At 64.4% G+C, this 26,270-nt stretch carries 27 protein-coding genes; 14 read left to right on the forward strand and 13 right to left on the reverse strand.

Annotated elements, in window-relative coordinates; translation table 11 throughout:
* Positions 1 to 274 precede the first annotated feature (274 nt).
* Complete coding sequence (locus tag AAFG07_RS36275; RefSeq protein ID WP_342724438.1) at positions 275 to 559, forward strand: hypothetical protein; 285 nt, start codon at positions 275 to 277, stop codon at positions 557 to 559.
* Positions 560 to 656: 97 nt separating this feature from the next.
* Here AAFG07_RS36275 and AAFG07_RS36280 read toward each other — a convergent pair whose 3' ends face one another.
* Together AAFG07_RS36280 and AAFG07_RS36285 are read right to left on the reverse strand one after the other, a co-directional pair.
* Positions 657 to 1,481, reverse strand: a complete 825-nt coding sequence (locus AAFG07_RS36280) for a molybdenum storage protein subunit alpha (RefSeq protein WP_342724439.1) — start codon at positions 1,479 to 1,481, stop codon at positions 657 to 659.
* 14 nt (positions 1,482 to 1,495) lie between these two features.
* Positions 1,496 to 2,308 (reverse strand): uridine kinase, encoded by an 813-nt coding sequence (locus AAFG07_RS36285; RefSeq protein WP_092123906.1) that lies wholly within the window; start codon positions 2,306 to 2,308, stop codon positions 1,496 to 1,498.
* Between the two features lie 125 nt (positions 2,309 to 2,433).
* On the opposite strand from AAFG07_RS36285, the gene AAFG07_RS36290 reads away from it, so the two are divergent.
* Together AAFG07_RS36290 and AAFG07_RS36295 are read left to right on the forward strand one after the other, a co-directional pair.
* Positions 2,434 to 3,132 carry an ABC transporter permease gene (locus AAFG07_RS36290; RefSeq protein WP_342724440.1) on the forward strand — a complete coding sequence of 233 codons (699 nt, stop codon included), beginning with the start codon at positions 2,434 to 2,436 and terminating at the stop codon, positions 3,130 to 3,132.
* A 43-nt stretch (positions 3,133 to 3,175) separates the two neighbouring features.
* Positions 3,176 to 4,024, forward strand: coding sequence for a substrate-binding domain-containing protein (locus tag AAFG07_RS36295; RefSeq protein WP_342724441.1), 849 nt, complete (start codon positions 3,176 to 3,178; stop codon positions 4,022 to 4,024).
* A 204-nt stretch (positions 4,025 to 4,228) separates the two neighbouring features.
* Here AAFG07_RS36295 and AAFG07_RS36300 read toward each other — a convergent pair whose 3' ends face one another.
* Both AAFG07_RS36300 and AAFG07_RS36305 read right to left on the reverse strand, forming a co-directional pair.
* Positions 4,229 to 5,533 (reverse strand): ATP-binding protein, encoded by a 1,305-nt coding sequence (locus tag AAFG07_RS36300; protein ID WP_342724442.1) that lies wholly within the window; start codon positions 5,531 to 5,533, stop codon positions 4,229 to 4,231.
* On the reverse strand, positions 5,530 to 6,192 hold the full coding sequence (locus AAFG07_RS36305) for a response regulator transcription factor (RefSeq protein WP_342729344.1): 663 nt from the start codon (positions 6,190 to 6,192) through the stop codon (positions 5,530 to 5,532). The genes AAFG07_RS36300 and AAFG07_RS36305 overlap by 4 nt, the downstream gene beginning before the upstream one ends.
* A 245-nt stretch (positions 6,193 to 6,437) precedes the next feature.
* On the opposite strand from AAFG07_RS36305, the gene AAFG07_RS36310 reads away from it, so the two are divergent.
* The 4 genes from AAFG07_RS36310 to AAFG07_RS36325 all read left to right on the forward strand — a co-directional run bounded on the left by AAFG07_RS36310 (position 6,438) and on the right by AAFG07_RS36325 (position 10,907).
* Positions 6,438 to 7,214 carry a hypothetical protein gene (locus AAFG07_RS36310; protein WP_342729345.1) on the forward strand — a complete coding sequence of 259 codons (777 nt, stop codon included), beginning with the start codon at positions 6,438 to 6,440 and terminating at the stop codon, positions 7,212 to 7,214.
* Between the two features lie 56 nt (positions 7,215 to 7,270).
* Positions 7,271 to 7,669: a hypothetical protein gene (locus AAFG07_RS36315; RefSeq protein ID WP_342724443.1), complete on the forward strand. Its 399-nt coding sequence runs from the start codon at positions 7,271 to 7,273 to the stop codon at positions 7,667 to 7,669.
* A gap of 76 nt (positions 7,670 to 7,745) precedes the next feature.
* A complete protein-coding gene (locus tag AAFG07_RS36320) occupies positions 7,746 to 8,516 on the forward strand; it encodes a hypothetical protein (protein ID WP_342724444.1) in 771 nt (256 codons plus the stop codon).
* Positions 8,517 to 8,906: 390 nt separating this feature from the next.
* On the forward strand, positions 8,907 to 10,907 hold the full coding sequence (locus AAFG07_RS36325) for a hypothetical protein (RefSeq protein ID WP_342724445.1): 2,001 nt from the start codon (positions 8,907 to 8,909) through the stop codon (positions 10,905 to 10,907).
* Between the two features lie 69 nt (positions 10,908 to 10,976).
* Here the strand turns inward: AAFG07_RS36325 and AAFG07_RS36330 are convergent, their stop codons facing one another.
* The gene (locus tag AAFG07_RS36330; RefSeq protein WP_342724446.1) at positions 10,977 to 11,954 is read right to left on the reverse strand and encodes a 2-enoyl thioester reductase domain-containing protein; all 978 of its coding nucleotides are present in this window, start codon (positions 11,952 to 11,954) and stop codon (positions 10,977 to 10,979) included.
* Positions 11,955 to 12,079: 125 nt separating this feature from the next.
* Here AAFG07_RS36330 and AAFG07_RS36335 point away from each other — a divergent pair, with 125 nt between their 5' ends.
* The gene (locus AAFG07_RS36335) at positions 12,080 to 12,655 is read left to right on the forward strand and encodes a TetR/AcrR family transcriptional regulator (protein ID WP_342724447.1); all 576 of its coding nucleotides are present in this window, start codon (positions 12,080 to 12,082) and stop codon (positions 12,653 to 12,655) included.
* Positions 12,656 to 12,792: 137 nt separating this feature from the next.
* Positions 12,793 to 13,149, forward strand: a complete 357-nt coding sequence (locus AAFG07_RS36340) for a hypothetical protein (protein WP_092123892.1) — start codon at positions 12,793 to 12,795, stop codon at positions 13,147 to 13,149.
* A 267-nt stretch (positions 13,150 to 13,416) separates the two neighbouring features.
* Here AAFG07_RS36340 and AAFG07_RS36345 read toward each other — a convergent pair whose 3' ends face one another.
* From AAFG07_RS36345 to AAFG07_RS36365, 5 genes are all read right to left on the reverse strand, one after another.
* A complete protein-coding gene (locus AAFG07_RS36345) occupies positions 13,417 to 15,492 on the reverse strand; it encodes a pyridoxamine 5'-phosphate oxidase family protein (RefSeq protein ID WP_342724448.1) in 2,076 nt (691 codons plus the stop codon).
* Positions 15,493 to 15,552: 60 nt separating this feature from the next.
* Positions 15,553 to 16,170 (reverse strand): glutathione S-transferase, encoded by a 618-nt coding sequence (locus AAFG07_RS36350; RefSeq protein ID WP_342724449.1) that lies wholly within the window; start codon positions 16,168 to 16,170, stop codon positions 15,553 to 15,555.
* Positions 16,171 to 16,345: 175 nt separating this feature from the next.
* Positions 16,346 to 16,759, reverse strand: a complete 414-nt coding sequence (locus AAFG07_RS36355; RefSeq protein ID WP_342724450.1) for a Rieske (2Fe-2S) protein — start codon at positions 16,757 to 16,759, stop codon at positions 16,346 to 16,348.
* A gap of 255 nt (positions 16,760 to 17,014) precedes the next feature.
* A complete protein-coding gene (locus AAFG07_RS36360) occupies positions 17,015 to 18,127 on the reverse strand; it encodes an amidohydrolase family protein (RefSeq protein ID WP_342724451.1) in 1,113 nt (370 codons plus the stop codon).
* Positions 18,128 to 18,139: 12 nt separating this feature from the next.
* Positions 18,140 to 19,204: an amidohydrolase family protein gene (locus AAFG07_RS36365; protein ID WP_342724452.1), complete on the reverse strand. Its 1,065-nt coding sequence runs from the start codon at positions 19,202 to 19,204 to the stop codon at positions 18,140 to 18,142.
* A 232-nt stretch (positions 19,205 to 19,436) separates the two neighbouring features.
* On the opposite strand from AAFG07_RS36365, the gene AAFG07_RS36370 reads away from it, so the two are divergent.
* Positions 19,437 to 19,928: a hypothetical protein gene (locus AAFG07_RS36370; protein WP_342724453.1), complete on the forward strand. Its 492-nt coding sequence runs from the start codon at positions 19,437 to 19,439 to the stop codon at positions 19,926 to 19,928.
* 21 nt (positions 19,929 to 19,949) lie between these two features.
* On the opposite strand, the gene AAFG07_RS36375 is transcribed toward AAFG07_RS36370, so the two are convergent.
* On the reverse strand, positions 19,950 to 20,660 hold the full coding sequence (locus tag AAFG07_RS36375) for a DJ-1/PfpI family protein (RefSeq protein ID WP_342724454.1): 711 nt from the start codon (positions 20,658 to 20,660) through the stop codon (positions 19,950 to 19,952).
* 75 nt (positions 20,661 to 20,735) lie between these two features.
* Here AAFG07_RS36375 and AAFG07_RS36380 point away from each other — a divergent pair, with 75 nt between their 5' ends.
* On the forward strand, positions 20,736 to 21,731 hold the full coding sequence (locus tag AAFG07_RS36380; protein ID WP_342724455.1) for a DJ-1/PfpI family protein: 996 nt from the start codon (positions 20,736 to 20,738) through the stop codon (positions 21,729 to 21,731).
* A gap of 260 nt (positions 21,732 to 21,991) precedes the next feature.
* Here the strand turns inward: AAFG07_RS36380 and AAFG07_RS36385 are convergent, their stop codons facing one another.
* Positions 21,992 to 22,540: a carboxymuconolactone decarboxylase family protein gene (locus tag AAFG07_RS36385; RefSeq protein WP_342724456.1), complete on the reverse strand. Its 549-nt coding sequence runs from the start codon at positions 22,538 to 22,540 to the stop codon at positions 21,992 to 21,994.
* 194 nt (positions 22,541 to 22,734) lie between these two features.
* Positions 22,735 to 23,649 carry a LysR family transcriptional regulator gene (locus tag AAFG07_RS36390; RefSeq protein WP_342729346.1) on the reverse strand — a complete coding sequence of 305 codons (915 nt, stop codon included), beginning with the start codon at positions 23,647 to 23,649 and terminating at the stop codon, positions 22,735 to 22,737.
* Positions 23,650 to 23,764: 115 nt separating this feature from the next.
* On the opposite strand from AAFG07_RS36390, the gene AAFG07_RS36395 reads away from it, so the two are divergent.
* The 3 genes from AAFG07_RS36395 to AAFG07_RS36405 all read left to right on the forward strand — a co-directional run bounded on the left by AAFG07_RS36395 (position 23,765) and on the right by AAFG07_RS36405 (position 26,204).
* Positions 23,765 to 24,331 carry a chromate transporter gene (locus AAFG07_RS36395; RefSeq protein WP_342724457.1) on the forward strand — a complete coding sequence of 189 codons (567 nt, stop codon included), beginning with the start codon at positions 23,765 to 23,767 and terminating at the stop codon, positions 24,329 to 24,331.
* The gene (locus AAFG07_RS36400; RefSeq protein WP_223966942.1) at positions 24,328 to 24,858 is read left to right on the forward strand and encodes a chromate transporter; all 531 of its coding nucleotides are present in this window, start codon (positions 24,328 to 24,330) and stop codon (positions 24,856 to 24,858) included. The genes AAFG07_RS36395 and AAFG07_RS36400 overlap by 4 nt, the downstream gene beginning before the upstream one ends.
* Positions 24,859 to 25,079: 221 nt before the next feature.
* A complete protein-coding gene (locus AAFG07_RS36405) occupies positions 25,080 to 26,204 on the forward strand; it encodes a DGQHR domain-containing protein (RefSeq protein WP_342724458.1) in 1,125 nt (374 codons plus the stop codon).
* The last annotated feature ends 66 nt before the right edge of the window (positions 26,205 to 26,270 follow it).

Raw genomic sequence — 26,270 nt, forward strand, 5'->3', positions numbered from 1 at the left:
TTCCTGTCACGCGCGCCTTTGTCCCGACCGGATCGGGCGCGACTATGGCGGCGCTCCAACGACGCAACAAGCGCCCAAGCATTTCAACACATGTCGCACCGCTGAGGCGAAGCCCTTGCCACCCCTGCTTCCACGTTGCAGGATTCCGGCACTGAACATCTTCAGCAGTGGGCCTTGCATGAAAACGGGTATCGTCGTCGCCGCTTTGGCGTTCATCTTGTCAGCATCAAGTGTCACGCCGGCATCCTCGGCGCAGCCCGTGCCGGAATGTTCGATGTCGGTGACCTTGGCGGATTGGGGCGAGAATTCGAGCGGCGATATCGATGTCGCCTCGGGCGAAAGCTGCCAGATCCCGATCGGGATCCGCGGCACAGTGACGGACTCGTCGATCTCGCAAAAGCCGGCCTACGGCAAATTGAAGAAGATCAACGCATCGACCTTCGAATACAGGGCGAAGGCCAAGTACAAGGGCAGCGATACGTTTGCCATCAAGGCAACAGGTCAGGGACCGAAGGCCTCCGGCACCTCGGTCATCACCGTGCACGCCACGATCAAGTAATCGCAAAGGCGCATCGCAGTTGGTTCCACCTCTCCCGCTAGCGGGGGAGGGAGCACACCGCCTTAGCAACTGCCACTCAGCGTGACTTTACCACGCGTCACGCCGGCCGTGCGCCGGTGCGGATGATCGTGCCGACATGCTGGCCGCGCAGCGCCGCGGTGAGCCGGCCGGGGACCAGGCCGTTCACGACCTGCACGCGTTCGATATGGCGCGCATTGGCCATCACCTCGAGCAGCGCGGGATCGAACGGCAGCGTCCCCTTCAGCTTGGCGAGATCGGTGAAGCTGGTCTCGCGCAGCAGCTGGGCCTTCTTGCCGTCGGGACCATTCGGATCGTCGCTGTACACGCCGTCGACGTCCTCGACGATGGTGAGGCCGGCCGCGCCGAGCGCATCGGCGATCAGGAACGCACCAGTGTCGGCGCGGTGCAACGGGATGCGCGAGACCGGGAATTCATGATGGTGATACGGCGGAAACGCGCTGCCCACCACCGCGCGGGCCGCGGAGAGATGGATCGCGAGCTGGCTCGCGATGGTCGGATGCTCGACATAGGACACGCCCTCCGGCGCGAGCAGGCAACCGAGGATGTGGCCATTCTGGCCGGCCTCGCTTGCGGCGAGCGGCGCGAGCGAGCCGACCGGCAGTCCGAGGTCGAGGCCGACGCTGTAGAGATGGCGGGCGCGGATGCCGGCGCCGGTCAGGATCAGCATGCGGTGCTCGGGCAGCAGCGCGCGCAGCTCGTCGACGATCGGCAGGATCGCTTGATGGCCGCGATCCATGATGGAGCGGCCGCCGATCTTCACCACCTGCACCCAGGGCAGGAGCGGGATCGGGCGTCCGCCGGCGACGGGACGAGTGAGATCGCTGTCGAGCAGGGTCTGGCGCGCGAGCGGCGAAGCGACGTGCTTGATGGTGTCATCCATGGTCGTGTCCCTGCTCAGTTCGCGGTGATGATGGTGCCGACATGCTCGCCCGCGAGCGCGCGGGTAAGATTGCCGGGGACGAGGCCATTGACGACCTGCACCTGGCGGACATGGCGCGCGGTGGCGAGCAGATCCAGCACCGGGAATTCGAGGATCGAATCCTGCAATCCCTTCGCCTTCATCTCGGCGACCGAGATCTTCGGAATGAAGGTGGCGCCCTTCGAGGTCTTCGGGTTCGCGGTGTAGAGGCCGTTTTCGTCCTTCACATAGATCATCGACTTGCAGCCGAACTGCTCGGCCACCAGAAAGCATCCGGCGTCGGTGCGGTAGGGCGGGATCATGCCCTCGGCTGCGGGCCGCATCCACAGCCCGTAAGGCGGCATGCCGCTGAAGATCACCGCGTTCACTTCAGCGAGATAGAGCGGCACGGCCGAGAGGCCGGCGCCGCTGACCGCGGAGATGCCGTGCTTGGCGAGCAGCTGGCCGAGCATCACCGCGTTCTGATCGGCAACCGAGGCGCCGAGCTGCGAGAGCACACCGGCCGGCAGCCGAAGCCCCGCCGCGATCGAGTAGAGATGCCGGGCGCGGGTGCCCGCACCGGTCCCGATCAGCATCTTGTGCACCTTGCGGGCCGCGACGATCTCGTCGACCAGCGGATAGACCGCGGCGCGACCGCGGTCGATGACGCTCTGGCCGCCGATCTTGATCACCGCAGCATCCGGCAGGATCCGGAAGTTCGACGCCGCCTCCGCCGTCGCCAGGAGCTGCGGATCGGTCAGCGACCGCTGCATCAGGAGCGCTTCAAGCTCCGCCGTCGTGTTTGCCATGAGAAACGTCCTTTCTCCAATGCGCCTGGCATTGCTTCCGGATTGCACTGTTAGCGGTAAGCGGGGCGGGTCTCAAGACCTCGATAATTTTGCTTATTTGCCGAGGTCTGGCTTAGTAAGAGGCCATGAATGATTTTACCCAAGCGCTGAATATGGCCGTCGACCTCATCGGCCGTTTTGATCCGGAGCTGCACCAGATCGTCGGCCTGTCGCTCGGCGTCAGCATGACGGCGAGCCTCTTTGCCTTCGCGATCGGGGCCCCGATGGGTACGGCGCTGGCCATCTACCGGATCCGGGGCAGAGTTGCGTTGATCGTTGTCGTCAATGCGCTCTTGGGGTTGCCACCGGTTGTGGTGGGGCTTGCCGTTTACCTCCTCCTATCTCGATCGGGGCCATTGGGCGCGCTCGGGATTCTGTTCACGCCAACCGCCATGGTGATCGCGCAGGCCATTCTCGGCATTCCCATCGTCATTGCGCTGGTGCACCGGATGATGGTGGATGTCTGGGCTCGTTACGGCGATGCCCTTCTCGTCGACGGCGCCTCGCGCTTGCGTGCCACCTTGCCGCTCATGGCTATCGGACGCGACGGGCTATTAACCGCGTTTCTCGCTGCGTTCGGCCGGGCGATCGCCGAGGTCGGCTCGATCATCATCGTCGGCGGCAATGTGCGCGGCTATACGCGCACCATGACCACTGCCATCGCATTGGAGACGAGCAAGGGGGAGTTAAGCCTCGCGCTTGCGCTCGGCATCATCCTCGTAATCCTCTCGATGACCGTGAGCGGGTTGAGCTTCTTGATCGGACGCATCCTGACAGGTCGCTGAAGCGCCAAAAAACAATATTGTTGTTCCAAGGGGGATCGCTCACATGAAGCACTGGTTCGGCTCACCTCGCATCCTCGCAATCATCGCGTTTGCCGCGCTCAGTGCGCAGACCTTCACCCATCCGGGTCGGGCGGAAGATCAGTCAATTGTCGTGGCGTCGACGACGTCCACCCAGGACTCCGGGTTGTTCGACTACCTACTCCCGATCGTCAAGCAGAAGACTGGCATCGAAGTGAAGGTACTGGCACAGGGCACCGGCCAGGCGCTCGACACGGCACGCCGCGGCGATGCCGACGTGGTGTTCGTTCACGCCAAATCAGCGGAAGAGAAGTTCCTTGCGGAGGGATTTGGCGTGAAGCGCTATCCCGTGATGTATAACGACTTCGTCGTCATCGGTCCGAAGGACGATCCGGCAGGCATCAAGGGCAAGGATGTCCTCACGGCGCTGCAGACCATCAAGACCAGAGCCGCGCCGTTCGTCTCCCGCGGCGATCATTCCGGCACCCATATTGCCGAACTGAAGCTTTGGAAGGAGGCCGGCATCGACATCGTGAACGACCGCGGCTCGTGGTACAAGGAAATCGGCCAGGGCATGGGTGCGGCGCTGAACATGGCCTCGGCGTCAAACGCCTATGTGCTGTCCGACCGCGGCACATGGCTGGCGTTCCAAAATCGCGGCGACCTGACCGTCCTGGTTGAAAGCGACAAGCGGCTATTCAATCAGTACGGGGTGATGCTGGTAAATCCGGTCAAGCATCCCACGGTGAAGAAGGAAGCCGGCCAGCGCTTCATCGACTTTCTGATTTCACCGGAGGGACAGAGCGCGATCGCCGGCTATAAAATCAACGGCCAGCGGCTGTTCTATCCCAATGCGAACGATCCCAATGCTTGAGGGGACAAGGAGCGGCCGGCTGATTGCGAGTATGCTCCAACTGATGATCAGCTTAAAGCTATTCAATTGAGAACCGACGTCATCAACAGGGCGATTGCAGCGACCCGCATCCGAACCGCACTGGTAGCGGTAAGCCGGACCGGTCTCAGGATGCAATGGCAATGATGCCGCGCGCGCCCCGCCCATTTTTCCGGCCGCCAGGCCTTACCCGTCGGTCGCTGGCAGCTTGACGGTCACCCGCAGGCCTGAACGTCCGGCACCGGTCACATTTTCGAACAGGACCGAACCGGCGGCATGATCGACGATCCGCTTCACGATCGAGAGCCCGAGCCCGGCGCCCTCACCGCTCGGCTGACCGCCGCGAAAGAACGGCTCGCCGATCCGCGCCAGATCCTGCGGCGGAATCCCCGGCCCGGTGTCCTCGATCTGGATGACGGCCATTCCGTCCTCCCGACCGACGGCAAGATCGACGGCGCCTCCGTTGGGCGTGAACTTGATTGCGTTCTCGACCAGGTTCCGGACCGCAGAGATCAGCGACAGTGCATCAGCGTTCACCGCGACCAGCTCGACCGTCGTGAAACCGAGATCGATGTTGCGCGCTGCCGCATCAGGCAGCAGATCGGCGACGACGCCTTTTGCGATCTTGTCCAGCGCCACGGGTGCGCTCACGATGGACGGCGCAGCGTCCTGGCGCGCGAGCGCCAGGAGTTGCTCGAGCAGATGCTTGGTGCGCCGCATGCCGCTCTTCAGCGCATCGAGCCGGTCGCGCGTCTCCGCCGGCATGTCGAGGGAGGCGAGATTTTCCGCCTGCAGGCTGAGCGCGGTGACCGGCGTTCGAAGTTCATGGGCCGCGTCGGCGATGAAACGCCGCTGCTGGTCCATCATGACGCGCATCCGCCCCAGCAACCCGTTGATCGAGCCAAGGAACGGCTGCAGCTCGCTCGGCGCGCCCGTCGCCGGCAATGCACCGACGTCATCGACCCTGCTCGCATCGAGATCGCCGGCGAGGCGCAACATCGGCCGGAACGATCGGGCGATCACCAATGCCGTCATCAGCAGCAGGCACGGCACCAGCGCGGCGATCGGCAACAGCGTGCGCACGGCCATGTCGCCCGCGATCTCGGTGCGGATCTCGGTCTGCTGCGTCACCGCGAAGCGGCTGCCGCCCGGCCGGGTCCGAAGCAGCACGCGGACCGGCTGGCTGTGATAGACATCGTTGTGCAGCCCATCCTTCAGTCCCCAAAGCCGGCGATCGTCGGCAGAGCCGCGCGGCACCTCGCCGAGCTCGACGACGGCGACCTCGGCTTCCGCGTCGATGCCGGTGACCGGGCGGCTTTGCCGGATCGGAGCGCTCAGCGCGAAGCTGCCGATCTGGATCAGGACGGAGTCCTGCATCTCGATCGCTTCGCTGTAGGCCCATCGGTATGCCAGGAGTCCGCCGACGGCGCCCGTCAACAAGATGATCGCGGTCAGTCCGACGAACAGGCGTCCGCGCAGCGATCTCATCATCTCGAACGATCCACCATCCATCCGACGCCGCGCACGTTCCTGATCGTCGCGGCACCGAGTTTTCTGCGCACGGCGTGGATCAGGAACTCGACCGCGTTGCTCTCGACCTCCTCGCGCCAGCCGTAGATCTGGCGTTCGAGCTCGGCACGGGACAGGATCGTCCCCGGCCGCGCCAGCAGCGCCTGCAGCAGGGCGAACTCGCGTGCGCTGAGCACCGCCTTCTCTTCGCAGAAGGTAGCTTCCCGCGTGGCCGGGTCGAGATGAAGCTCACCGTTGGTCAGAACCGGCGGCGCTCCGCTGCCCTCGCGCCGCAGCACCGCGCGCATGCGCGCCAGCAACTCGGCGATCTCGAACGGCTTTGCCAGGTAATCGTCGGCGCCGAGATCGAGTCCCCGGATGCGATCGTTCAGCGCATCGCGTGCAGTGAGAATGATCACGGGAAGGCGCAAAGAGCGCTCCCGGATCGCCTTGAGGACGTCGAGACCGTCAGTCAATGGCAGGCCGAGATCGAGCAGCGCAATGTCGTAGGTCTCGCTGCGGCTGGCTTCGATGGCGAGATCGCCATTGCGCACCCAGTCGACCGCATAGGCGGCATCCCGCAGCGCCTCGACGACGGCGGCGCCGATCATCCTGTCGTCCTCCACCACGAGCACCCGCATCGCCTGGCAATCCATCCCGATCCGCACCGGGAGCACGCCCGGCGAAACTGCGTCGCACCGAACAACCCGCGACGCCTGCGCGATCATATCAGTTTCGACTTAGCCGCGGCTTAGCGGCTTTCGGCGCCCAGATGGCGGCCGCTCCGCCCATCTAAGCCGGGGCTAAGTCTCGCAGCGCACGCTCGCTTTCGAACCCGGCGGAACCGCCGACCCCTGTCAAAGCGGAGCTTCACACCGTGCTGGATATCAGACCCATCGGCCGCAGCATGCTGAACAAGGTCCCCGAAGTCACCCTCGTCTTCTGGCTGATCAAGATCATGTCGACCACGGTCGGCGAAACCGGCGCCGATTACCTCGCCGTCCATGTCGGCCTCGGCACCAGTGTGACCGGGCTGCTGATGATCACGCTGCTTGCCGCAGTGCTGGCCATCCAGCTGCGGATGGACCGTTACGTGCCGTGGGTCTACTGGCTGACGGTCGTGCTCGTCAGCATCGTCGGGACGCAGATCACCGATGCACTGACCGACAAGCTCGAGATCAGCCTCTACGTCAGCACGGCCGCCTTCGCGATCGCTTTGGCCGCGACCTTCGCGATCTGGTTTTCGGTCGAGCGGACGCTGTCAATCCACAGCATCGTGACCCAACGGCGCGAACTGTTCTACTGGGCCGCGATCCTGTTCACATTCGCGCTCGGCACCGCTGCGGGCGATCTTGCGACCGAGGCGCTGGGCCTTGGCTTCAACGTCGGGGTGGTCGCGTTCGCGGCACTGATCGCGGCGATCGCGGCGGCTTACGCACTCGGCGCCAATGGGGTGCTGACCTTCTGGCTCGCCTACATCCTGACGCGTCCGCTCGGAGCATCGTTCGGCGACCTCTTGTCCCAGGCCCGTGAGTATGGCGGCCTCGGCTTCGGCACGATCTACACCAGCCTCGCCTTCCTGACGGTGATCGTCGCGCTGGTCGCTTGGCGGTCGTTCGAAGGCGACGCCGGCGGAAAGCCCGAGGCGTCACCCGGCGCGTGAATTCGGCATGCGCCTCGACGGACACCAATCGAAGCCCCCCACAAAGGAGAACCACCATGAACAAGACGACACTCGGCCTTGCGACGGCGATTGTTGCGCTCGCAGTCATCCAGCCGCTCCCCGATGCCAACGCCGGCCTCAGGCTGCTGCCGCACACGCAGACGGCTGCCGCCAGGCTCGGCGACCTGGCGGCGTTCCGCAGCATCGCCGCCGACGTCGCGGCACTGGTCGACAAGGGCGACCTCGTCGGCGCCAAAACGGGGATCAAGGATCTCGAGACCAAATGGGACGAAGCGGAAGCCGGATTGAAGCCGCGCGCGGCCGCGGACTGGCACACGGTCGACAAGGCGATCGATCGCGCGCTCGAGGCCGTGCGTGAGGCCAATCCGGATGCCGCCAAATGCAAGAAGGCGCTCGCCGAGTTGCTGTCGATCATGGACTCGATGAAGGCCTGATCTCTCCATCCAGCATTTCGACCACCCGCCGGCGGCATCGTCCGCCGGCGACCCGGCCTCCCGGAGTGAAGAACCCATGGAATTATTGTTGCACGACACCGCCGCGGACGACCGCGCGGGAAAAATCCCCGCCGTCACGCTCGGCTTCTGGGTCATCAAGATTCTCGCCACGACGCTCGGCGAGACCGGCGGCGACGCCGTCACGATGTCGATGAATCTCGGCTACCTCGTCGGCACCGCGATCTTCGCGGTGATCTTCGCTGTTGCCGTCGCAGCGCAGATGGCGGCGAGGCGCTTTCACCCCGCTCTCTACTGGACGGTGATCATCGCGACGACGACCGTCGGCACGACCTTTGCCGATTTCGTCGACCGCTCGCTGGGGATCGGATATCTCGGCGGCTCATCGCTGCTCGCCGGACTGCTCGTTGTGTCCCTTGCCGCATGGCATCGTACCATGGGAACGGTCTCGATCGCGTCGATCGACAACAAGGCGGCCGAAACCTTCTACTGGATCACGATCCTGTTCTCGCAGACGCTGGGCACCGCGCTCGGCGACTGGATGGCCGACTCCACCGGCCTCGGCTATGGTGGCGGCGCCATCGTGTTCGCCGCCGGCATCGCCATCGTTGCCGCCGCCTATCTCTGGACCAGGGTGTCGCGCACGGTGCTGTTCTGGATCGCGTTCGTCATGACCAGGCCGCTCGGCGCGACTGTCGGCGATTTCCTCGACAAGCCGCTCGATCACGGCGGCCTTGCGCTCAGTCGCTACACGGCGTCGCTCGCTCTCGCTGTTGCGATCGCCGCCCTGGTCTTCCTCCTGCCGCAGCGGGCGGGGGAGCACGCGTGAACGCCAAGCCTCTGCCCGCACCGGACATCGTTCTCGTGCGGGTAGGTTGGCGCGTCGCGATCATCGTCTCGCGATTGATCGGTTCGCGGTCGATGGTCTGTCGCGAACTGCATGAACGGAGCCCCTCGATGTGAGGTGGTTCAAAGCGAGGTCTAGGACATTTTGCCGCAGTTCGTTTGGCCAGCGGGTGTGACGCCCGTCATAGATGCCGCGCGCATATTCTGCGAACGTGATCTTGATACTGCCTGCATTTTTGACGCGCTGCTCTCAGCCGAATAACGCTGGACCAGGACCAGCCCGCTTCGCGAGCGCAAAGTTGATTGTAACGTTGATTGCCTTGCACCTTGGACATTAGCCGGCTTCGACCGGCGCACCACGAGGACGCAAACCATGGCCAATACCGCACCGGTCGTCACGATCGGTAACCACAGCCTGTTGTACAATCAGTGGCAGCAAATGCAGCCATGGCTGACTTACTTCGACGCCGACGGCAATCCCGCGCAGAGCTTTGAGTTCTTCGACAGTGGTACTGCTGCGACCAGCGGCTATTTCTGGACCTCCAGCAATAGCCATTGGGCTGCCAACACCGTCATCGATGTTGCAGCGTCTGACCTCTCCGATGTGTGGCTGCGTGCCGGTTCGATCGGCGGCACCGAGACGATCTGGGCACGGGCCTTCGACGGGACGGACTGGAGCACCTGGACCTCGTTCACCTTCACGACGATTCCAAACACGCCTCCCGTCGCCACGATCAACGACCAGCAGCTGCACACCAACACATGGGCGCAGGTCACGAACTGGCTGAGCTACTCCGACGCCAACGGCGACGCCGCGACCAAGTACCAGTTCTGGGACAGCGGCACGGCCGCCACCAGCGCGCATTTCTGGACTCCGACCAATTCGCACTGGGCCGCCAACACGACGATCGACGTTTCGGCCGCTGACCTCGCCAATGTCTGGATCCAGGGCGGCTCCGCGACCGGCTCCGAGACCATGTGGGTCAGGGCGTTCGACGGAACGGACTGGAGCAACTGGGATTCCTTCACGCTGACGTCGACGAATTCGGTACCCGTCGTGACGGCCAGCGATCATTCCGTGCACTTGGGCCAGTGGGTGACCGTCGGCAACTGGTTGACGACGTCGGATGCCGACAACGATGCGATCACGAATTACCAGTTCTGGGACAGCGGCTCGGCCGCGACCAGCGCCTATTTCTGGACGCCGACCAATTCCCACTGGGATGCCAACACCACGATCGACGTTTCGGCCGCTGATCTCGCCAATGTCTGGATCCAGGGCGGCTCGGCGACCGGTTCCGAGACGATGTGGGTCCGGGGGTTCGACGGCACCGCGTGGAGCAATTGGGACAGTTTCACGCTGACGTCGACCGTCAACACACCGCCGGTTGCGACCATCAACGACCAGTCGGTGCACGTCAATCAATGGGTCAAACCCGAAGCCTGGCTCAGCACCAGCGATGCCGAGGGCGATGCGATCACGAAGTATCAGTTCTGGGACAGCGGCAGCGCCGCGACCAGCGCCTACTTCTGGACGCCGGCCAATGCGCACTGGGCAGCCAACACGGTGATCGACGTTTCGGCGTCCGATCTGGATAATCTCTGGATTCAGGGTGGCTCGGCGACCGGCTCCGAGACCATGTGGGTCAGGGCGTTCGACGGCACCGCCTGGGGCAATTGGGACAGCTTTAACCTGACGTCCACGAACACGGCCCCGACGGTTGCGATCAGCGATCATACGCTGAACGCCGCGCAGTGGGCGCAGCTCGTCAACTGGACGACGGCATCCGACGCCGACGGCGATGCGATCACCAAATACCAGTTCTGGGACGGCGGCGGGGCCGCGAACAGCGCCTATTTCTGGACGCCCGACAATTCACACTGGGCAGCCAGCACCCCCATCGACGTTGCAGCGTCCGATCTGGCCAATGTCTGGGTGCGAGGCGGCACCGCCGGCGGTTCCGAAACCATGTATGCGCGGGCCTTCGACGGTACCGCCTGGAGCAATTGGGACAGCTTTACCCTGACTTCGCTGCCAAACCATGCGCCCGTCGCCTCGATCAACGATCAGACCTTGCACATCAACGAGTGGAGCCAGGTCAGCAACCTGTTGTCCTACTCTGACGTCGACGGAAATCCCGCGACCGAGTATCAGTTCTTCGACGGCGGCAACACCGCCGACAGCGGCTACTTCTGGACCTCCGCGAATTCGCATTGGGCAGCCAGCACCGTCATCGACGTCAGCGCCGCGGCCGTCGATGACGTCTGGGTCCGCGGTGGCGCCGCCATCGGCACCGAGCCGATGTATGTGCGTGCGTTCGACGGCATCGACTGGGGCGCGTGGCACGCATTCGTGCTCACGACCATCGTCTAGCTGCCTGTCGCGATCCGGCGGCGGACATGGCATTGCCGTGTCACGCCACCGGCTGTCCGGATACACAGCCTAGTTCGGCGTGAAGATGACCTTGCCCCTGAATGCTGCCGCCTTGGCGATGGCTTCCGGGAATCCTTCGAGGCCATAGCTCCCCACCACCGGCGCGCTGATCGCGCCGGATGCGACCATCGGCACGAGATGGCCGTACATCCTGGCCAAGGCTTCATCGGTTGCAGTCTTGCCCCAATGGCCGAGCCAGAAGCCGCGCACCGACACTTCATTGAAGATCACGCTCAAGGCCGAGCCGGAGAACGGCTGTCCGCTCATCGCGCTGTAGATGACGAGCACCGCCTTCGGCGCCAGGCAGTTCATCAGGTTCAAGGCGGACGCGCCGCCGACGACGTCGAGCGCCAATAGGATCGGCGCGCCGCCGGTCTCCTTGGCGACACGTTTGGCGAGATCCGGCCCGTCGACCAGCACGACATCGCCGCCGACCGACTTGACCTCGTCGACGACCTCCTCGCGCCGGACCACGTTGACCGTCTTGAGACCGAGCGACTTGGCAACCGCGATCACCGCCCGCGCCGTCGCCGAATTGGCACCATTCTGGATCACCCAGCCGCCGTGCGGGATCTTCACGAAATCGGTCAGGAGTAGATAGGCGGTCGCCGGATTGACCCCGATCATCGAGAGTTGCTGGACGTCCGCCTTCTCGGGCAACGGCCGCTGCCACGACGCCGTGAACTTGACGCGTTCGGTCCATGTCGGGACCGTGAACGGGATCAACGTGCGGTCGCCCTCCTTCAGGTTCTTGACCTGCGATCCCGCGGCGACCACGCGCCCGACGCCCTCGATCCCGAGCGTCGCCGGTGGCGTCGGCAGATAGCCGTAGCGCCCGGCGATGATCATGAAATCCGAGTTGTTGATCGGCGCGGCTTCCACCGCGACCACGACCTCATTGGGACCGGGGCTGCCGACGTCGGCCACCTCGCTGAGCTTGACCACATCCTGAGCACGTCCGAATGCAACGACCTGAACAGCCTTCATGGCACGATCTCCCGATTTCGTTATGTACCAGTAAGTATAGAATGTCGACGACGTCAATGGTCCGAATCGCCTTCACGGCAAGGTGAAGGCTTCACATCCGACGCGGGAGTACATAAAAGGACGATATGGCAAGGCCGCGCAGCTTCGATCCGGACGACGTTCTGGAAATCGCCCGTCAGGTGTTCTGGCAGAAGGGCTTTCAGGCGACCTCGCTCGACGAGATCACCGCGGCGAGCGGCGTCGCGAAGCCCAGCCTCTACGCGGCGTTCGGCGACAAGAACGCGTTGTTCCTCAAGGTGCTGGACCGCTATCACGACGGCATTCTGGGCTGGGCCGAGCGCGTGCTGGCGCAGCCGGGGCCGGGGCGAGAAGCCATCAGGCAGTGGCTGACCGGCTTCATCCCCTACTGCTCGGGCGAGAAGGGACAGCGCGGCTGCCTGTCGATCAATTCCGCGACCGACGGCTCGCTCGATCAGGCCGGGTTTCGCAAGAGCATCGAACGCTACAACCGGCGGCTCGAAGAGCTGTTGCGCGCGCGGCTGTGCGCCGACCGCGCCGAGTTCAGCAAGGGCTTTGACCCCGACACGACCGCGCACACCATCATGGTGGTGCATGCCGGGCTGCTGGCGCTCGCGCATCAAAGGCCGGATCCGAAACGGGTGAAGGCCGTGATCGACCAGGTGATGGGCCTGCTCGCCTGACTTTGCCGGCACCCGGCCCGGCGGCACACAGTGCCTCGCATGAATGTTACTATATGACGATCGTCATGTTATTGATGTCGCGCGGGTGATGACCATGTCCGGATTGGCTGCTGGGCCTTTCCGGATCTGGGGATCAGATGAACAAACCGTTTTGGCGTGCGACGCTTTTTGCCATCACCGGCTTGCTGGCGCTGCCGGCGATCGGCCCGGTGCAAGCCCATGATCACCAGCATCCCGAGTTGAACGGCTGGTATGAGAGCCTGCACAGCGGCAAGGGACCCTGCTGCGACGGCAGCGACGCGCAGCGTGTCGACGATGCCGATTGGGACACCAAGGACGGCCACTATCGCGTCCGCCTCGAGGGTGAGTGGGTCGACGTTCCCGAGGACGCCGTCGTCGCCGGACCGAACCGCGCCGGCCGCACCATGGTCTGGCCGTATTACCTCGATGGCCACCCGCGGCCGCGCTGCTTCATGCCGGGCAGCATGGGCTGAACGTGATGAAGTTAGGTGTAATCGATCTCGTCAGGCACTGACTACACCTCTCCCGCTTGCGGGGGAGGTCGCATCGCATCGAAGATGCGATGCGGGTGGGGGTTCTCTCCGCAGCGTGACCCGTGGAGAGAGCCCCCACCCCAGCCCTCCCCCGCGAGCGGGAGAGGGGGCGGACCGCCTCGCGATTGTTATTCAACCTCATCTCATCATGCCTCGGGCGAACCACGAGCGCGCCGCGACGAAGCGCGCGTCCGCGAACGCCGCTGATCAGAGATCCAGCTGCACCCGCCCCTCGTCGTCGCCATCCGGCTTCGCCGGCACGGCGCAGCAGATCAGCACCTCGTCGTCAGCCACCTCGGCGGTCGGCTCCTTCAGATAGGTCACGGCGCCTGCCAGCAATCGGGTTCGACAGCTTCCGCAATTGCCTTCCCGGCAACTGAAGGCCGGGCTGAGGCCGCGCTCCTCCGCGAGTTCGAGCAGCGTTCCCGACTCCGGCGTCCAGCGCGCTTCCTTCATCGATGCGGTGAAGGCGACCGCAACCGGCGTGGTCGCAGCCGGCCGGCGCGGCGGCACTGTCGTGGCCACGTCCGGCTTCCGCAGCAGCGACGATGGACCGAACGCCTCGGCGTGAATCCTGCCGTCGGCAATGTTGTAGCCGCGCAGGGCGTCATAGAGCGATTGGGTGAACTGCGGCGGCCCGCACAGATAGAAATCGTAGTCGTTGAACGGCAGGACGCGCGACAGCAGCGCCATGTCGATCCGCCCCGCGGCGTCGTAGTCCATGCCTTGCTCGGCGCCATCGACGTCACCGAGGACGCGGATGATCCGGACCGCGCCGCCGGCGGCATCGACCAATTGCTGCAACTCGTCGCCGAACGCGCGCTCGGCCCTGGCATGCGCGGCCTGGAACAGGAAGGTCGGCCGAATGCCGCGGGTGCGCAGCCCTTCGTAGACCACGTGGCGCAGCATCGCGAGCATCGGCGTGATGCCGACGCCGCCGGCAAGCAGCACCACGGGGCGCTTCTCGCGTGCATCGATCGTGAAGCCGCCGCTCGGCGCCCGTGCCTCGATGATGTCGCCGACATGGATCGTGTCGTGGAGATGCTGCGACACCAGGCCGTCGCGCTTCACGCTGATCCGGTACATCTCGTCCGACGGCGCGACCGACAGCGTGTAGGTGCGAATGACCGGCTTGTCGGAGCCGGGCAATGCGAGGCGGATCGGCAGATGCTGTCCGGCCTGATGCGGCAGCAGCCCTGCGCCATCGTCCGGCTGCAGATGAAACGAGCGGATCGAACGGCTCTCGTCGACGATCTCAGTGACCTTGAACGGGCGCCAGTTCGTTGCGCGCTCGGCCGCGCGGAGCCGGTCGGCGGCCTGCGCCCAGTCGCCGGTCATCAGTGCATTCGGCGACCAGCCTTCGGCCCGGAACGCCCAACGCAGCGGCAGCGCGCCGCGCCTGCGCACCACGCGGCGGGCACGGAAGCTCCAGAGCCGTTCGGCGCCCTGGAACGCCGCGATCTCCGGCGAGTCCAGGATCACCTCGGCATCGCCGGTCAGCTGCAGCATGTCGCCGGTTTCGAAATCGACGAACACCAGCCCGGCCTTGCCGTTGACGAGGATGTTGCCGAGCGTGTTGAAGAACAGATTGCCGGCGAAATCGGGGATCGTCAGCGTGCCGTCGGCGGCGACGCGAACGAAACCGGCCTTGCCGCCGCGATGCGAAACATCGACCTGGCGACGGTCCTCGCGCTCGGCATAGGACGCCACGAAGAACGTATCCGCTGCCGCGATCGTGTCGCGCGCGGCCTGGTCGAGCCTCATGCCCTGCTCGACCTCTCCGGTGAATGCTGCGGCCGGCTCGCGCACAAAGGCGAAATCGCGCAGCTGGATATATTGCGGACAATTGCCAAAACTCTGGTCGAGTTCGAGGCTGAGCGCCTTGCCCGACGATGCACGAAGCAGCCCGTTCGCACGGTTGCGACGCCGCGTGTGCAATTCGATTCCGAGCAATCCGATCGCATCGCCCTCGCGCATGCCCTCGCTGACGGGATCGCTGGCGTCAGGCCGCGCATCGATTGCGAGGCTGCGCGGCGTCGGCGAGGCGATGAAGCCGGGCCGGCCGGCCAGCAACGAGGCCCACGCGTCGCCGCGCCGGTCGACGCTGCCGACCACGATGAAGGGAATCTGCGCGAAGAAATCGCGATGTTGGTCGGGCATGAAGTCTCGCACCGCGCGCTGGCCGACCGCCGCCATCTTCTCGGCGACGCCAACTTTCTGCTGGATCGCCATCTCGCCGGCATGCCAGGTCGCGAGCTTGCTCTTGGTTCGCCTGTCGCTCATCGCATCGTCCTCCCTTGCGGGGTTGGACGGGCGCGCCCGCGGGCACGCCCGATCGACCTGTCATGCAGCAGCCGCTAGACCGGCGCGCGTCTTGGCAAAGGGCACGAAGCCCGGCAGCGCCTCGACCCGGCGCAGGAACGCGTTGACGCGCGGATAGGCGGAGAGATCGACGTTGCCCTCGGGCGCGCTCGACAGATAGCTGTAGAGCGCGACGTCCGCGATCGTCGGCTGCGCGCCGACCAGCCAGTCGCGATCGGCAAGATGGGCTTCGAGCCGCTTCAGCAGGACGTGAGCGCGCGCGATCACGTCGTCCGGATTGAACTTCGCGCCGAACACCGTGATCAGCCGCGCCGCGGCGGGCCCGAATGCGAGATCGCCGGCGGCAACCGACAGCCAGCGCTGCACCATGGCCGCGCCCTTCGCATCCTGCGGCAGCCAGTCGGTGCGGCCGAGCTTGGTCGCGAGATAGACCAAGATCGCGTTGGAATCGGCAATAATGGTGCCGTCGTCGTCGAGCACCGGCACCTGGCCGAACGGATTGAGCGCGAGGAATTCCGGCGTCTTCTGCGCCGCGGACCTGAGGTCGACGTCGACCACCTCGTGCGGAATGCCCAGCAGGGACATGAACAGGCGGGCGCGGTGTGCGTGGCCGGAGAGAGCAAAGTGATAGAGCTTCATGGTGCCGTTCCTGATGTCGTGGACGGGGTTATCCCGTCCGCGACTTCAAGGTGGCCCATTGCAGTGGATATTATAATTGCTGCTGACGGAACTTCATTATTGCGAACATTGCAATAACACTATGTACCGTCATGGCAGGGCTTGCCTCGGCATGACGGATTTTACGCCGCGGCCTTCACACCTCGACGATCACGTAATTGTCTTCGATGTGCACCGGAAACGTCTCGGCGACATACGGCCCCTTCTGCAAGTCGGCGCCGCTCTCGACCGCGACCGGATAGGCGCGGATCCTGAACCGCTTGGGGTCGAACCAGGATTGGCCGTTGCGCATGTCGAATTCCCAGCCGTGCCACGGACAGCGCAGCATCTCGCCGATACGGTCGCGCTGATAGACGCCGGGCTCCGGCGAGGTCAGGCGCGCCACGCAGGCCGCCTTCTCCAGCGGCGCACCTTCATGCGGACAGCGATTGAGCAGCGCGAAGAACTCGCCATTGACGTGGAACACGACGATGTCGCGGCCCTCGAGGCCGAACACCTTGTTGCCGCCGGCAGGAATCTCAGTGGTGCGCGCGACGATGTGACGGGCCATCGGAATCCTAGTGCAGGATGAGGTCAGGTTGAAACGGTCTCGCAACAGACTCCCTGCACCTCTCCCGCTTGCGGGGGTCGAGACGAGCGAAGCTCGCTCTTAGGTCGTATCGCATCGTCAGATGCGATACGGGTGGGGGTTCTCTCCACGCGAAGAGTGTCGCGAGCGGCGACACCCCCACCCCTGCCCTCCCCCGCAAGCGGGAGAGGGAGCGCAGTTCCGTCGCGGTTGCTGCTCGATCCAATCTCATCACACTCAGAACTTGTAGACCGCGCGGGCGTTGCTGTTGAAGATCTTGCGCCGCTCGGCGTCGCTCAGCGGCGTCTTGAACGCGAAGCGCGCGTCGTCATAGTCCCAGTGCGGATAGTCCGACGAGAACAGCAGCCGGTCGATCCCGACCCATTCGATCAGCTGGCGCAGGTGCTTGGCTTCATCCGGCTCGTCGATCGGCTGGGTCGTGAACCAGAAATGCTGCTTCACATATTCGCTCGGCTTGCGCTTCAGATGCGGCACCTCGCTGCGGAAGCGCTCGAAATGCTGATCCATCCGCCACATCGTCGCCGGGATCCATCCGAAGCCGCCCTCGATGAACACGATCTTCAGCTTCGGGAAGCGCTCGGGAACGCCTTCCAGCACAAGGCTCGTGAGGTTCGAGGCGACCGTATGCGCGTTCGACTGATGCTCCTCGCAGTAATAGGACGGCCAGCCGCCGCCGGTCGGCGCATGCCCGCCATAGCCGCCGACATGAATGCCGAGCGGCAGATCGAGCTCTTGCGCGCGCTCATAGATCGGCCAGTAGCGGCGCCGGCCGAGCGGCTCGTTGGCGCGCGGCGAGACGTTGATCTGGATGTATTCGCCGGTTTTGGCGCAACGGTCGATCTCGGCGAGGCCGAGGTCGGAGCCGTCCTGCCCGACCAGGATCGAGGCCTTCAGGCGCGGATCGCGATGCGCCCAGAACGCGAGCTGCCAGTCGTTGATGGCGCGCTGGATCGCGGCGCCGAATTCCAGATTCTGCTGCGAGAAGATGAAGAGGTCGAGCACCTGCAGAATCCCGAACTCGACATCGAACGGATCGAGATGCTGCTTGCGCATGAAGTCGAGATCGGAGCCGGGCACGCCGCCGGTCGGCGGCCACGCATCGCGCCGCGCGATCAGCGGCGAGGAGCGCGGATACGGCGTGGTGCCGATATAGGGCGTGCGCAGATGGCTGCCATATTCCTTCAGATGCTGCTGCCAGCGATTTGGCAGGAACTCGTAGAGGTCGCTGTGCGCATGAATGCTCGGATGGATGTCGCAATCGATGATCTTGAGCCGCGTCGCCGCGGTGATCTCCTGGTCGAGCATCGGGCGGTCGATGACGTCACTCATGCGATCCTCCTCTTAGGAGTCGAGTTTGAGACGCGGAAAGGTTTCCAAGGGATTATCTTCGCACATCCGCCTGATGATGCCGTCAGGCAAATACGGCGGGACCGGATCGTCACCATCGAACTGCCAGTGCGGATAGTCCGACGCGAACAGGAACATCTTGTCGGAGCCGATCTGGTCGATGATATCTGCGACGCCGGTTGCATCCATCGGCGCATCGAACGGCTGCATGGTGACACGGAAATGGTCGCGGATGATCGCGGCCGGCTCGCGCTCCACCCACGGCACCTCGACACGCACGCCGCGCCAGGTCTTGTTGGCGCGCCACATGAAGGCGGGCAGCCAGCTCACCCCCGACTCCATCAGCACGACCGTCAAGCCCGGATACTTCCCGAACACGCCCTCATAGATCAGGCTCAATGTCTGCGCCTGGAACGCCTGCGCTTCGGCCAGATAATATTCGTAGCGATAGGACGGCCAGCCGATCGAGCTCGGCGCGCCGCGGTAGGCGCTGCCGGCGTGGATCGCGATCGGCAGTCTATACTTCTCCGCGGCCTGATAGATCGGCCAGTAGTGCCGCCGCCCGAGCAGCATCTCGCCTTGCGAGGGCACCAGCACCGAGACAAACCTGTTATCGCCGGCGCGGCGCTCGATCTCCTCGACCGCAAGATCCGGCGCCTGGATCGGCACCACGATCGAAGCGCGCAGCCGCGTGTCCCTGGCAAGCCACTCGGCCGCGATCCAGTCGTTGATCGCCTTGCAGAAGTCCGCCGCCATGTAGGGATCGAACACCGCCTGCGCGCCATAGACGACATTGCAGATCGCGTGGCTGGCGCCGAGCTGATCGAACGCGCCGCGCTGCACCATGGCGAGATCGCTGCCGGGCTTGCGGCCGTCGGCCGGCCGCCAGTCGGCACGGCCGGACAGCGGCATCGACGGCGGATAGGAATTGAGGTCGAGGCCGTCGATGGCACGGCTGACCACCTGTTCCTTCCAATGATCGCTCAGATAAGGCAGCAGCGTGGTGCGCGTTCCCCCCACCGCGGGATGGATGTCGCAGTCGATGCGCGTGGCCGCCATGGCGCTCCTCGAATTGTCTTTGTCTTCGTTGTTGGCGGCATCGCTGCCGCGGACCGGACTGTGACGCCGATGGCGCGATCGTGCAAGCGGGTCCACGCGGGGCCGCCCTGCCCTGTGCGCGCAGCGCGCTCACGTGAACTTGCAGAATGGCATGTGAACGGCATCACCCATCGAGGCCGCAAGGCGTGCTAGCCATTCCGCGCCGCGAAAAGCGCAGATACAGGAGACGGGAATGAGGCTTGGAATGAGACTGGGCCGCTGGACGATCCTCGCATGTTCATTGTCGCTGACCTCGTCCGCCGCATGGGCCGCGCCCGCAACCACCTCCGGCTCGGTCGCGCTGGCGCTTGCCGGCGTGGTGGCGCCCTATTCCTCGCTGCCGGCCAGGGAGAAGAAGGCCGTCGCCGCGTTCTTTGGCGGCGACAGCAACGTCCGCGTTACCAGGAAGATCACCGTCACCGCCGACAAGGTCGTCTGCCGCGCCAGCAATGTCGACATCACCTCGCGCTCCTGCGCGCTGACCTTCGGCAGCAGGACCCACACCGTGAAGGGCCGCGAAGCCAACGCGATCTACGCGACCGTGGCGCTGGCCGGCGTTCCCGGCGACGGAGCCGCCGGAACGATCTACGAAGCGCTATCGAAATTGTCCTGCACGCTCGATCCCGCTGTGATCAAGAACAAGGCCGGCGGCGGCGCCGACTGCAGCTTCGAGCCGGGGAATTAGAGCGCACCTGAAAGGCGGTGCTCAAGCTCCCACGACGACGCCCAGCCTGGCGGCCACGCGGCGTGCGGTCTCCTCCCGCTGCGCCGTGATCGCGCGTACGGCCTCGCGCGACTGCTGCAGGATCTCGGGCGGCGCGGTCTCCGGCGTGCCGCTGTCGAACGGCGGCTCCGGCGCATACACCATATAGAGCTGGATCGCGCGCGCGGCATCGTCGCCGCGCAATTCAGCCGCGAGCCGCAATGCGCCATCGATGCCTGCCGTGACTCCGGCGGCAAACACAAAGCTTCCGTCCACCACCACGCGCTGGTTCACGGGCGTCGCGCCGAAGAACGGCAGCAGATGAAACGACGCCCAATGCGTCGTCGCCCTGCGCCCCTTCAGAAGGCCGGCCGCTCCGCAGATCAGCGCGCCCGTGCAAACCGAGAAGATGCGGCATGCGCCTGCCGCCTGCCGGCTGATCCAGCCGAGCACTTCCGCGTCCTCCATCAGGGCTTGCTGACCGAAGCCGCCCGGCACATGCAGCACATCGAGCGGCGGCGCTTCGGCCAGCGTCGCATCCGGTGTCAGCCGCAATCCCTTGATGTCGCGGACGGGCTCGGCGGTCTTGCCGTAGATGCGGTAGGTCGAATTCGGAATCCGCGACAGCACCTCGAACGGCCCGGTCAAATCGATTTGATCGACGCCTTCGAACAGCAGTGATCCGATCCGCAAGTGGACATCGTGAGCAATCATCGAACTTCCCTCAAACTTCGCGTGAACTTTCCCTGCACTATGGACAAAGCGAATCTAGCGCGGCACGCTTCAGCGATGACGCCAACCAGCCCACGTTTCTCGCCAAACAGCCGCCGCCTGATCGAAGTGCTGGCTTATCCGGCGGTGCAATTGCTCGACGTCACCGGGCCGTTGCAGGTGTTCGCTTCCGCCAACGCGCTGGCGGCCAGGGCAGGCAATGCCGAGCCTTATGAGGTCCGCGTCGTCGCCAAGGACGGGCCCACGATCGAAGCATCGGCCGGTGTCGGGCTCGCGGTGCACCCGCTGCCCGCCGTCAGCACAGCGGTCGACACGCTGGTGATTCCGGGCGGCGACGGCGTCAATGCAGCGGCCGCCGATCGCGCTTTGGTGGACTGGGTACGCGGACGCGCCGGGCAAGCACGCCGCACCGCATCGGTCTGCACCGGCGCGTTCCTGCTCGCGGCATCGGGCGTTCTCGATGGCCGTCGTGCCGCGACCCACTGGCAATTCTGTTCGGAGCTCGCCGAGCGCTTTCCCGATATTCGTGTCGAGTCCGATCCGATCTTCGTGCGCGACGGATCGTTCTGGACGTCGGCCGGCGTCACGTCCGGCATCGATCTCGCGCTGGCACTGTTGGAGGAAGACCTCGGCCGCGCGGCGGCGCTTGCCGTTGCCCGCTATCTCGTGGTGTTCTTCAAGCGGCCGGGCGGACAGGCGCAGTTCAGCGAAATCCTGTCGCTGCAAACGACTGACGACAGGTTCGGCGCGCTGCATGACTGGATCAGCGGCCATCTGGCCGACGACCTCTCGCTTTCGACGCTGGCGAAACAGGCCGGCATGAGCGAGCGCAGCTTCAGCCGGCACTACGCCGATGCAACCGGGTTGACGCCGGCACGCGCGATCGAGCGATTGCGAGTCGAGGGCGCCCGGCATCTGCTCTCGGAGACGCGCCTGCCGATCAAGCGAATCTCGCAGCGCTGCGGCTTTGGATCGGAGGAGACGATGCGCCGCAGCTTCCTGCGCGTGCTGTCGACCACACCGCAGGATTACCGCGCCAGATTTGCGCGCTAAGGCATGATGAAGTTTGGTTGAACTGGCGACGCGAAGACGCTGCCCTCCCTCTCCCGCTTGCGGGGGAGGGTTGGGGTGGGGGTATCACCGCGCATCCCATGCTGGAGAGAGCCCCCACCCGCCGCGCCATGCGCGGCGGCCTCCCCCCGCAAGCGGGAGAGGCGAAGCGCGTCTGGGGGTAAGACCGATTCAACCAAAAATCATTATGCTCTAGAACGGAGGCGCACGCCGGCCCATGGCCGGCGCGCAGTGTTTGACACTCAACCCTTCCAGGCATGGTCCTGCAAGGCCGGCTCCAGCGGCGGATTGGTCACGCTGCCGGTGTAGTTGGTGATGGTCGATGCCGCCACAATGGTGATCACTTCAAGCACGAGGTCCTTGTAGAACCCGGCCGCCAGGAATCGTTCGATCTCCTCGTCGTCGAGCCGCCCGCGCTTTTCGATCAACGACCTCGCCAGCGTCGAGAGCGCGCCGAGAGTCTTGTCGGCAGGCGAGCGGCCGGCACGCATCGCATCGACATCTTCAGGATCGAGGCCGGCCTGCAGGCCGAGCGCGGAATGCAGTGCGACCGCCCAGGTGCAACCATTGGTCACCGCATCGGTGAGCAGCACGGTCTGGATCTGCTGCTCGGTGAAGCTGCCGCCGTGAACCTTGTCGAAGATGCCGATGAAGCTCTGGATCAGCACCGGCGACGTCGCCATCGTCGCCGCAAGGTTCGGGATCATGCCAAACCGCGCCTCGACGTCACGCAGGGCCGCCTTCGAAGGTTCGGGGGCGGAGTCGAGCGTATGGACAGGAAAACGTGCCATTGAACTGCCTTTCACTGTGGTGATTGAACCCGAGGCCGCCGGACGCAACTGAGCTGTTGCGATCGACGCGCCGGCATCGGAGTTCGATGGGAGCTATCTAGCCGCGCCCTGACGCGAATGTTCGCCAAACTCCCCACATTCCACGCCATCCGCGGGGTCTGCGTTGACGCGCGGCTACGTCGCGCGACACTGCCTCAAACGGCGGCACGGTCCTTCACCCGCCGCGTCACGATTCCGAGCAGGCGGCCGAGCGTGCCGCCGGCGGGGCCCTTCTTGCGCGCCAGCGCGAGCGGCGCGACCAGGCCCGTGGCGCGGTCGAGACGGAGATAGGACACGCCTGCGGTCTCGAGCCGCGCCATCGATTCCGGCACGATCGAAATCCCAAGCCCGGCCGCGACGAGGCTCAGCGTCGACACCATCCGCGTCGCCTCCTGCGCCACTTTCGGGCTGAAGCCCGCCGCGCGGCAGGCGGCGATGATGCTGTCGTAGAGGCCGGGCCCGGTCGGACGGCGGTAGAGGATCAGCGGCTCGTCGGCCAGCGCGGCCAATGAAATCCGCCGGCGCGGGTCCTTGCGGGCGCGCGGATGATGGTCGGGCAACGCGACCAGCATCTCCTCGTCGAGCAGATGCGTGATCGTGAGATTCTCCAGCCGCTCGCTCGGCGAGCGCACGAATGCGGCATCGAGCCGGTCGGCTTCGACGGCTTCGATCAGCTCGCCAGTCGAGGCCTCTTCCAGAGACAACGTGATCGCCGGCGCGCGCTCGCGCATTTCGCGCATCACGCCGGTGACGAAGGGATGGAAGGCGGCCGACGAGGTGAAGCCGATCGCAAGCTGGCCTTCCTGGCCGCGGCTCGCGCGGCGCGCGGCTTCCACCGCGAGCTCGGTATCGCGCAGGATCGCGCGCGCCTTGCCGACGAAGGCGCGGCCGGCGGCGGTCAGCTCCACCCCGCGCGGCTGCCGGCGAAACAGCGGCGCGCCGATCGCAGTTTCCAGCGCGCGGATCTGCTGGCTCAGCGGCGGCTGCTGGATGCCGAGCCGCGCGGCGGCTCGGGTGATGTGGCCCTCGTCGGCGACCGCAACGGCATAGCGGAGATGGCGCAGCTCGATCATCGGGCGATCCATATGCAATGGATATGCAAATTCCCGTATCCATATATTGGATATTTGGCACGCGGCCAACTAAAGTCAGTTCAACAACGAACGAACCGGAGCCGCCCCGCCGATGGACGCCATACCCGCCGCGCAAACCACCAAGCGTCACACACCTGATGTCGGCGAGTTGTTCACGGGCTTCTTCATTCTCGGACTGACCGGTTTCGGCGGCGTGCTGCCGCTGGCGCGCCACATGATGGTGGAGAAGCGCGGCTGGCTCTCCAGCGCCGAGTTCACCGACCTGCTCGGGCTCTGCCAGTTCCTGCCCGGCGGCAACATCATCAACATGTCGGTGGCGGTCGGGCTGAAGTTTCGCGGCATCCCCGGTGCGTTCGCGTCGATCCTCGGCCTGATCGCGGTGCCGACCGCGGTCGTGATCGGCCTTGGTGTGATCTATGGGCGCTTCGCCGACGACCCGGTGGTGCGTCATCTGTTCGGTGGCCTCGCCGCCGCGGCAGCCGGGCTGTTGATCTCGACCGCGATCAAGATCGCTTGGCCGTTACGCCGCGATGTGCTCGGCCTCGTGATCGGCGCGCTCTGCGTGCTCGCGATCGCGGTGTTCCGATTGCCGCTGCTGCCAACGCTATTGACGCTCGCGCCGCTCAGCATTGTCCTCAGGTCGAGGCAGGCGTCATGACCGCAACCCTGGTCACGCTCGCCCTGATCTTCGCCGAGCTGTCGCTGCTCGCGTTCGGTGGCGGCAACACCATCCTGCCGGAGATGCAGCGCCAGGTGGTCGACATCCATCACTGGATGACCGCGCAGGAATTCGGCGCGCTGTTCGCGCTGGCGCAGGCCGCGCCTGGGCCGAACATGATGGTGGTCCCGCTGGTCGGCTGGCATGTCGCCGGCTTCTCGGGGGTGCTGGTGACCTCGCTCGCCAAGTTCGGGCCGTCGTCGCTCGTCACCGGCTTCGCGCTTCGGCTCTGGGAACGCTTCAAGGACCGGCCGTGGCGCCGCACGGTGCAGGCCGGGCTGGTTCCGGTCACCGCCGGCCTCGTCACCGCCAGCGCCATCGTCATCACCCATTCGTCGACCTCGAGCTGGGGCACCATCCTGATCGCGGCCATGGTCGCGATCGCCACCACCACGACCCGGATCCATCCGCTGCTCGCGCTCGCTGCCGGCGCGGTGCTCGGCCTCACCGGCATCGGCCAGCCCTGACGCTATGACAGGGCGGTAAGATTCATCAAGTACACGCGACTGAAGAGCGCACTCGGCCTTCGGCATTGTAGCGCACTCTGCGGCCCACCGGTTTCCGTCCCATCGTTAGGCCCTTCTAATTGCTTCCTTCATTTTGAGGTTCTGGTTATTGCGGATTATTCAAGCTCGTGGTTATCTGCAACCAGAGCTTGTAGTGACCATCCAATTTGGGAGAAACGCTATTGCCCAGTATTGTTATTCCCGCCGCCCGAGTTCGGCAGGGCGGCTTAACGCTCTTTGCGACGGCCCTTAAAGTCAAAGATCTTATAGCAAAGGATTTTTACAGCGTCGAAACACTTGATCCGAATTCAGATGACACTGGCTACCAGCGTCTACTGAACGTGGCTCGCGCTAAAAAGCTCGCCGACTATATCCTGAAGGGCCAAGACAGTCAGGATGCGTTTTTGCCGACTTCGATTTTTCTCGCGACGGATAAGCTCATCGATTTCGACGAGCAGAACAACACCATTGCGATCGACACCAACACAGTCGGGCCGTTCAGCGTTGTAGACGGTCAACACCGCCTTGAAGGTCTAAAGATGGCCGCGCAAAAGGATGCGCGTGTCCTTGAGTTCGAGACACCGGTTAACATTGCCGTCAACCTGAGCAAGATTGCTCAGATGTGCCATTTTCTTATTGTCAACACCACTCAGAAGAGCGTCGACAAATCCGTTGAGCAGAGAATCATTGCGCGTCTTAGCGATGCTCTCGAACTAGAAGACATGCCTAGTCTTCCAAAGTGGATACTCAAGACCGTGGAGCGAGGCGAGGTCGAGAAGGCCATTCGTTTGGTTGATTACCTACATGAAGCAGAAGGATCGCCGTGGAGGGGTAAGATACTCATGGCAAACGCCGATGGCGAGGGTGCGACCATCAATCAAAGGTCTTTTGTAAAGGCGATAGTGAAATACGTTCTCACGGCAAACAATCCGATCGCCAGCCTTAACGATTTTGAACGAGAGAAGAAGGTCTTCCTCAATTATTGGAAAGCCATCGCCTCCCAGCTGGACGATGGAAATGCAAGCGTCCTTTACAAGTACAATGGAGTTGAGCTGTTCTGTAAGTTCTCGATCCCCTTCTTCACTAAACTTCTTGATCGCAAGAGCTTCACCGTTTCGACGATGGAGGAATTATTGTCATCCTGTTTCGAAAATGTGGAAGGAGATTACGCCGGGGTTGGCCACCCAGATTGGTGGTCAAAAGGCAATAAGGCTAGCTTTCTAAATGCAGGGGCGATCAACGTCGTCTCGCAAGAAATGGCGAAGGCACTCCACAAGGCGTCACTTACGAACGCGATTGAGCTATGAACATTTCAAGGCTTATTCCCCCTCCGAGCCATTTTCAAATGTTCAAGAGATCACGAGAGCGCTTCG

This window comes from Bradyrhizobium sp. B097 (genome assembly GCF_038957035.1).
GTDB lineage: Bacteria > Pseudomonadota > Alphaproteobacteria > Rhizobiales > Xanthobacteraceae > Bradyrhizobium.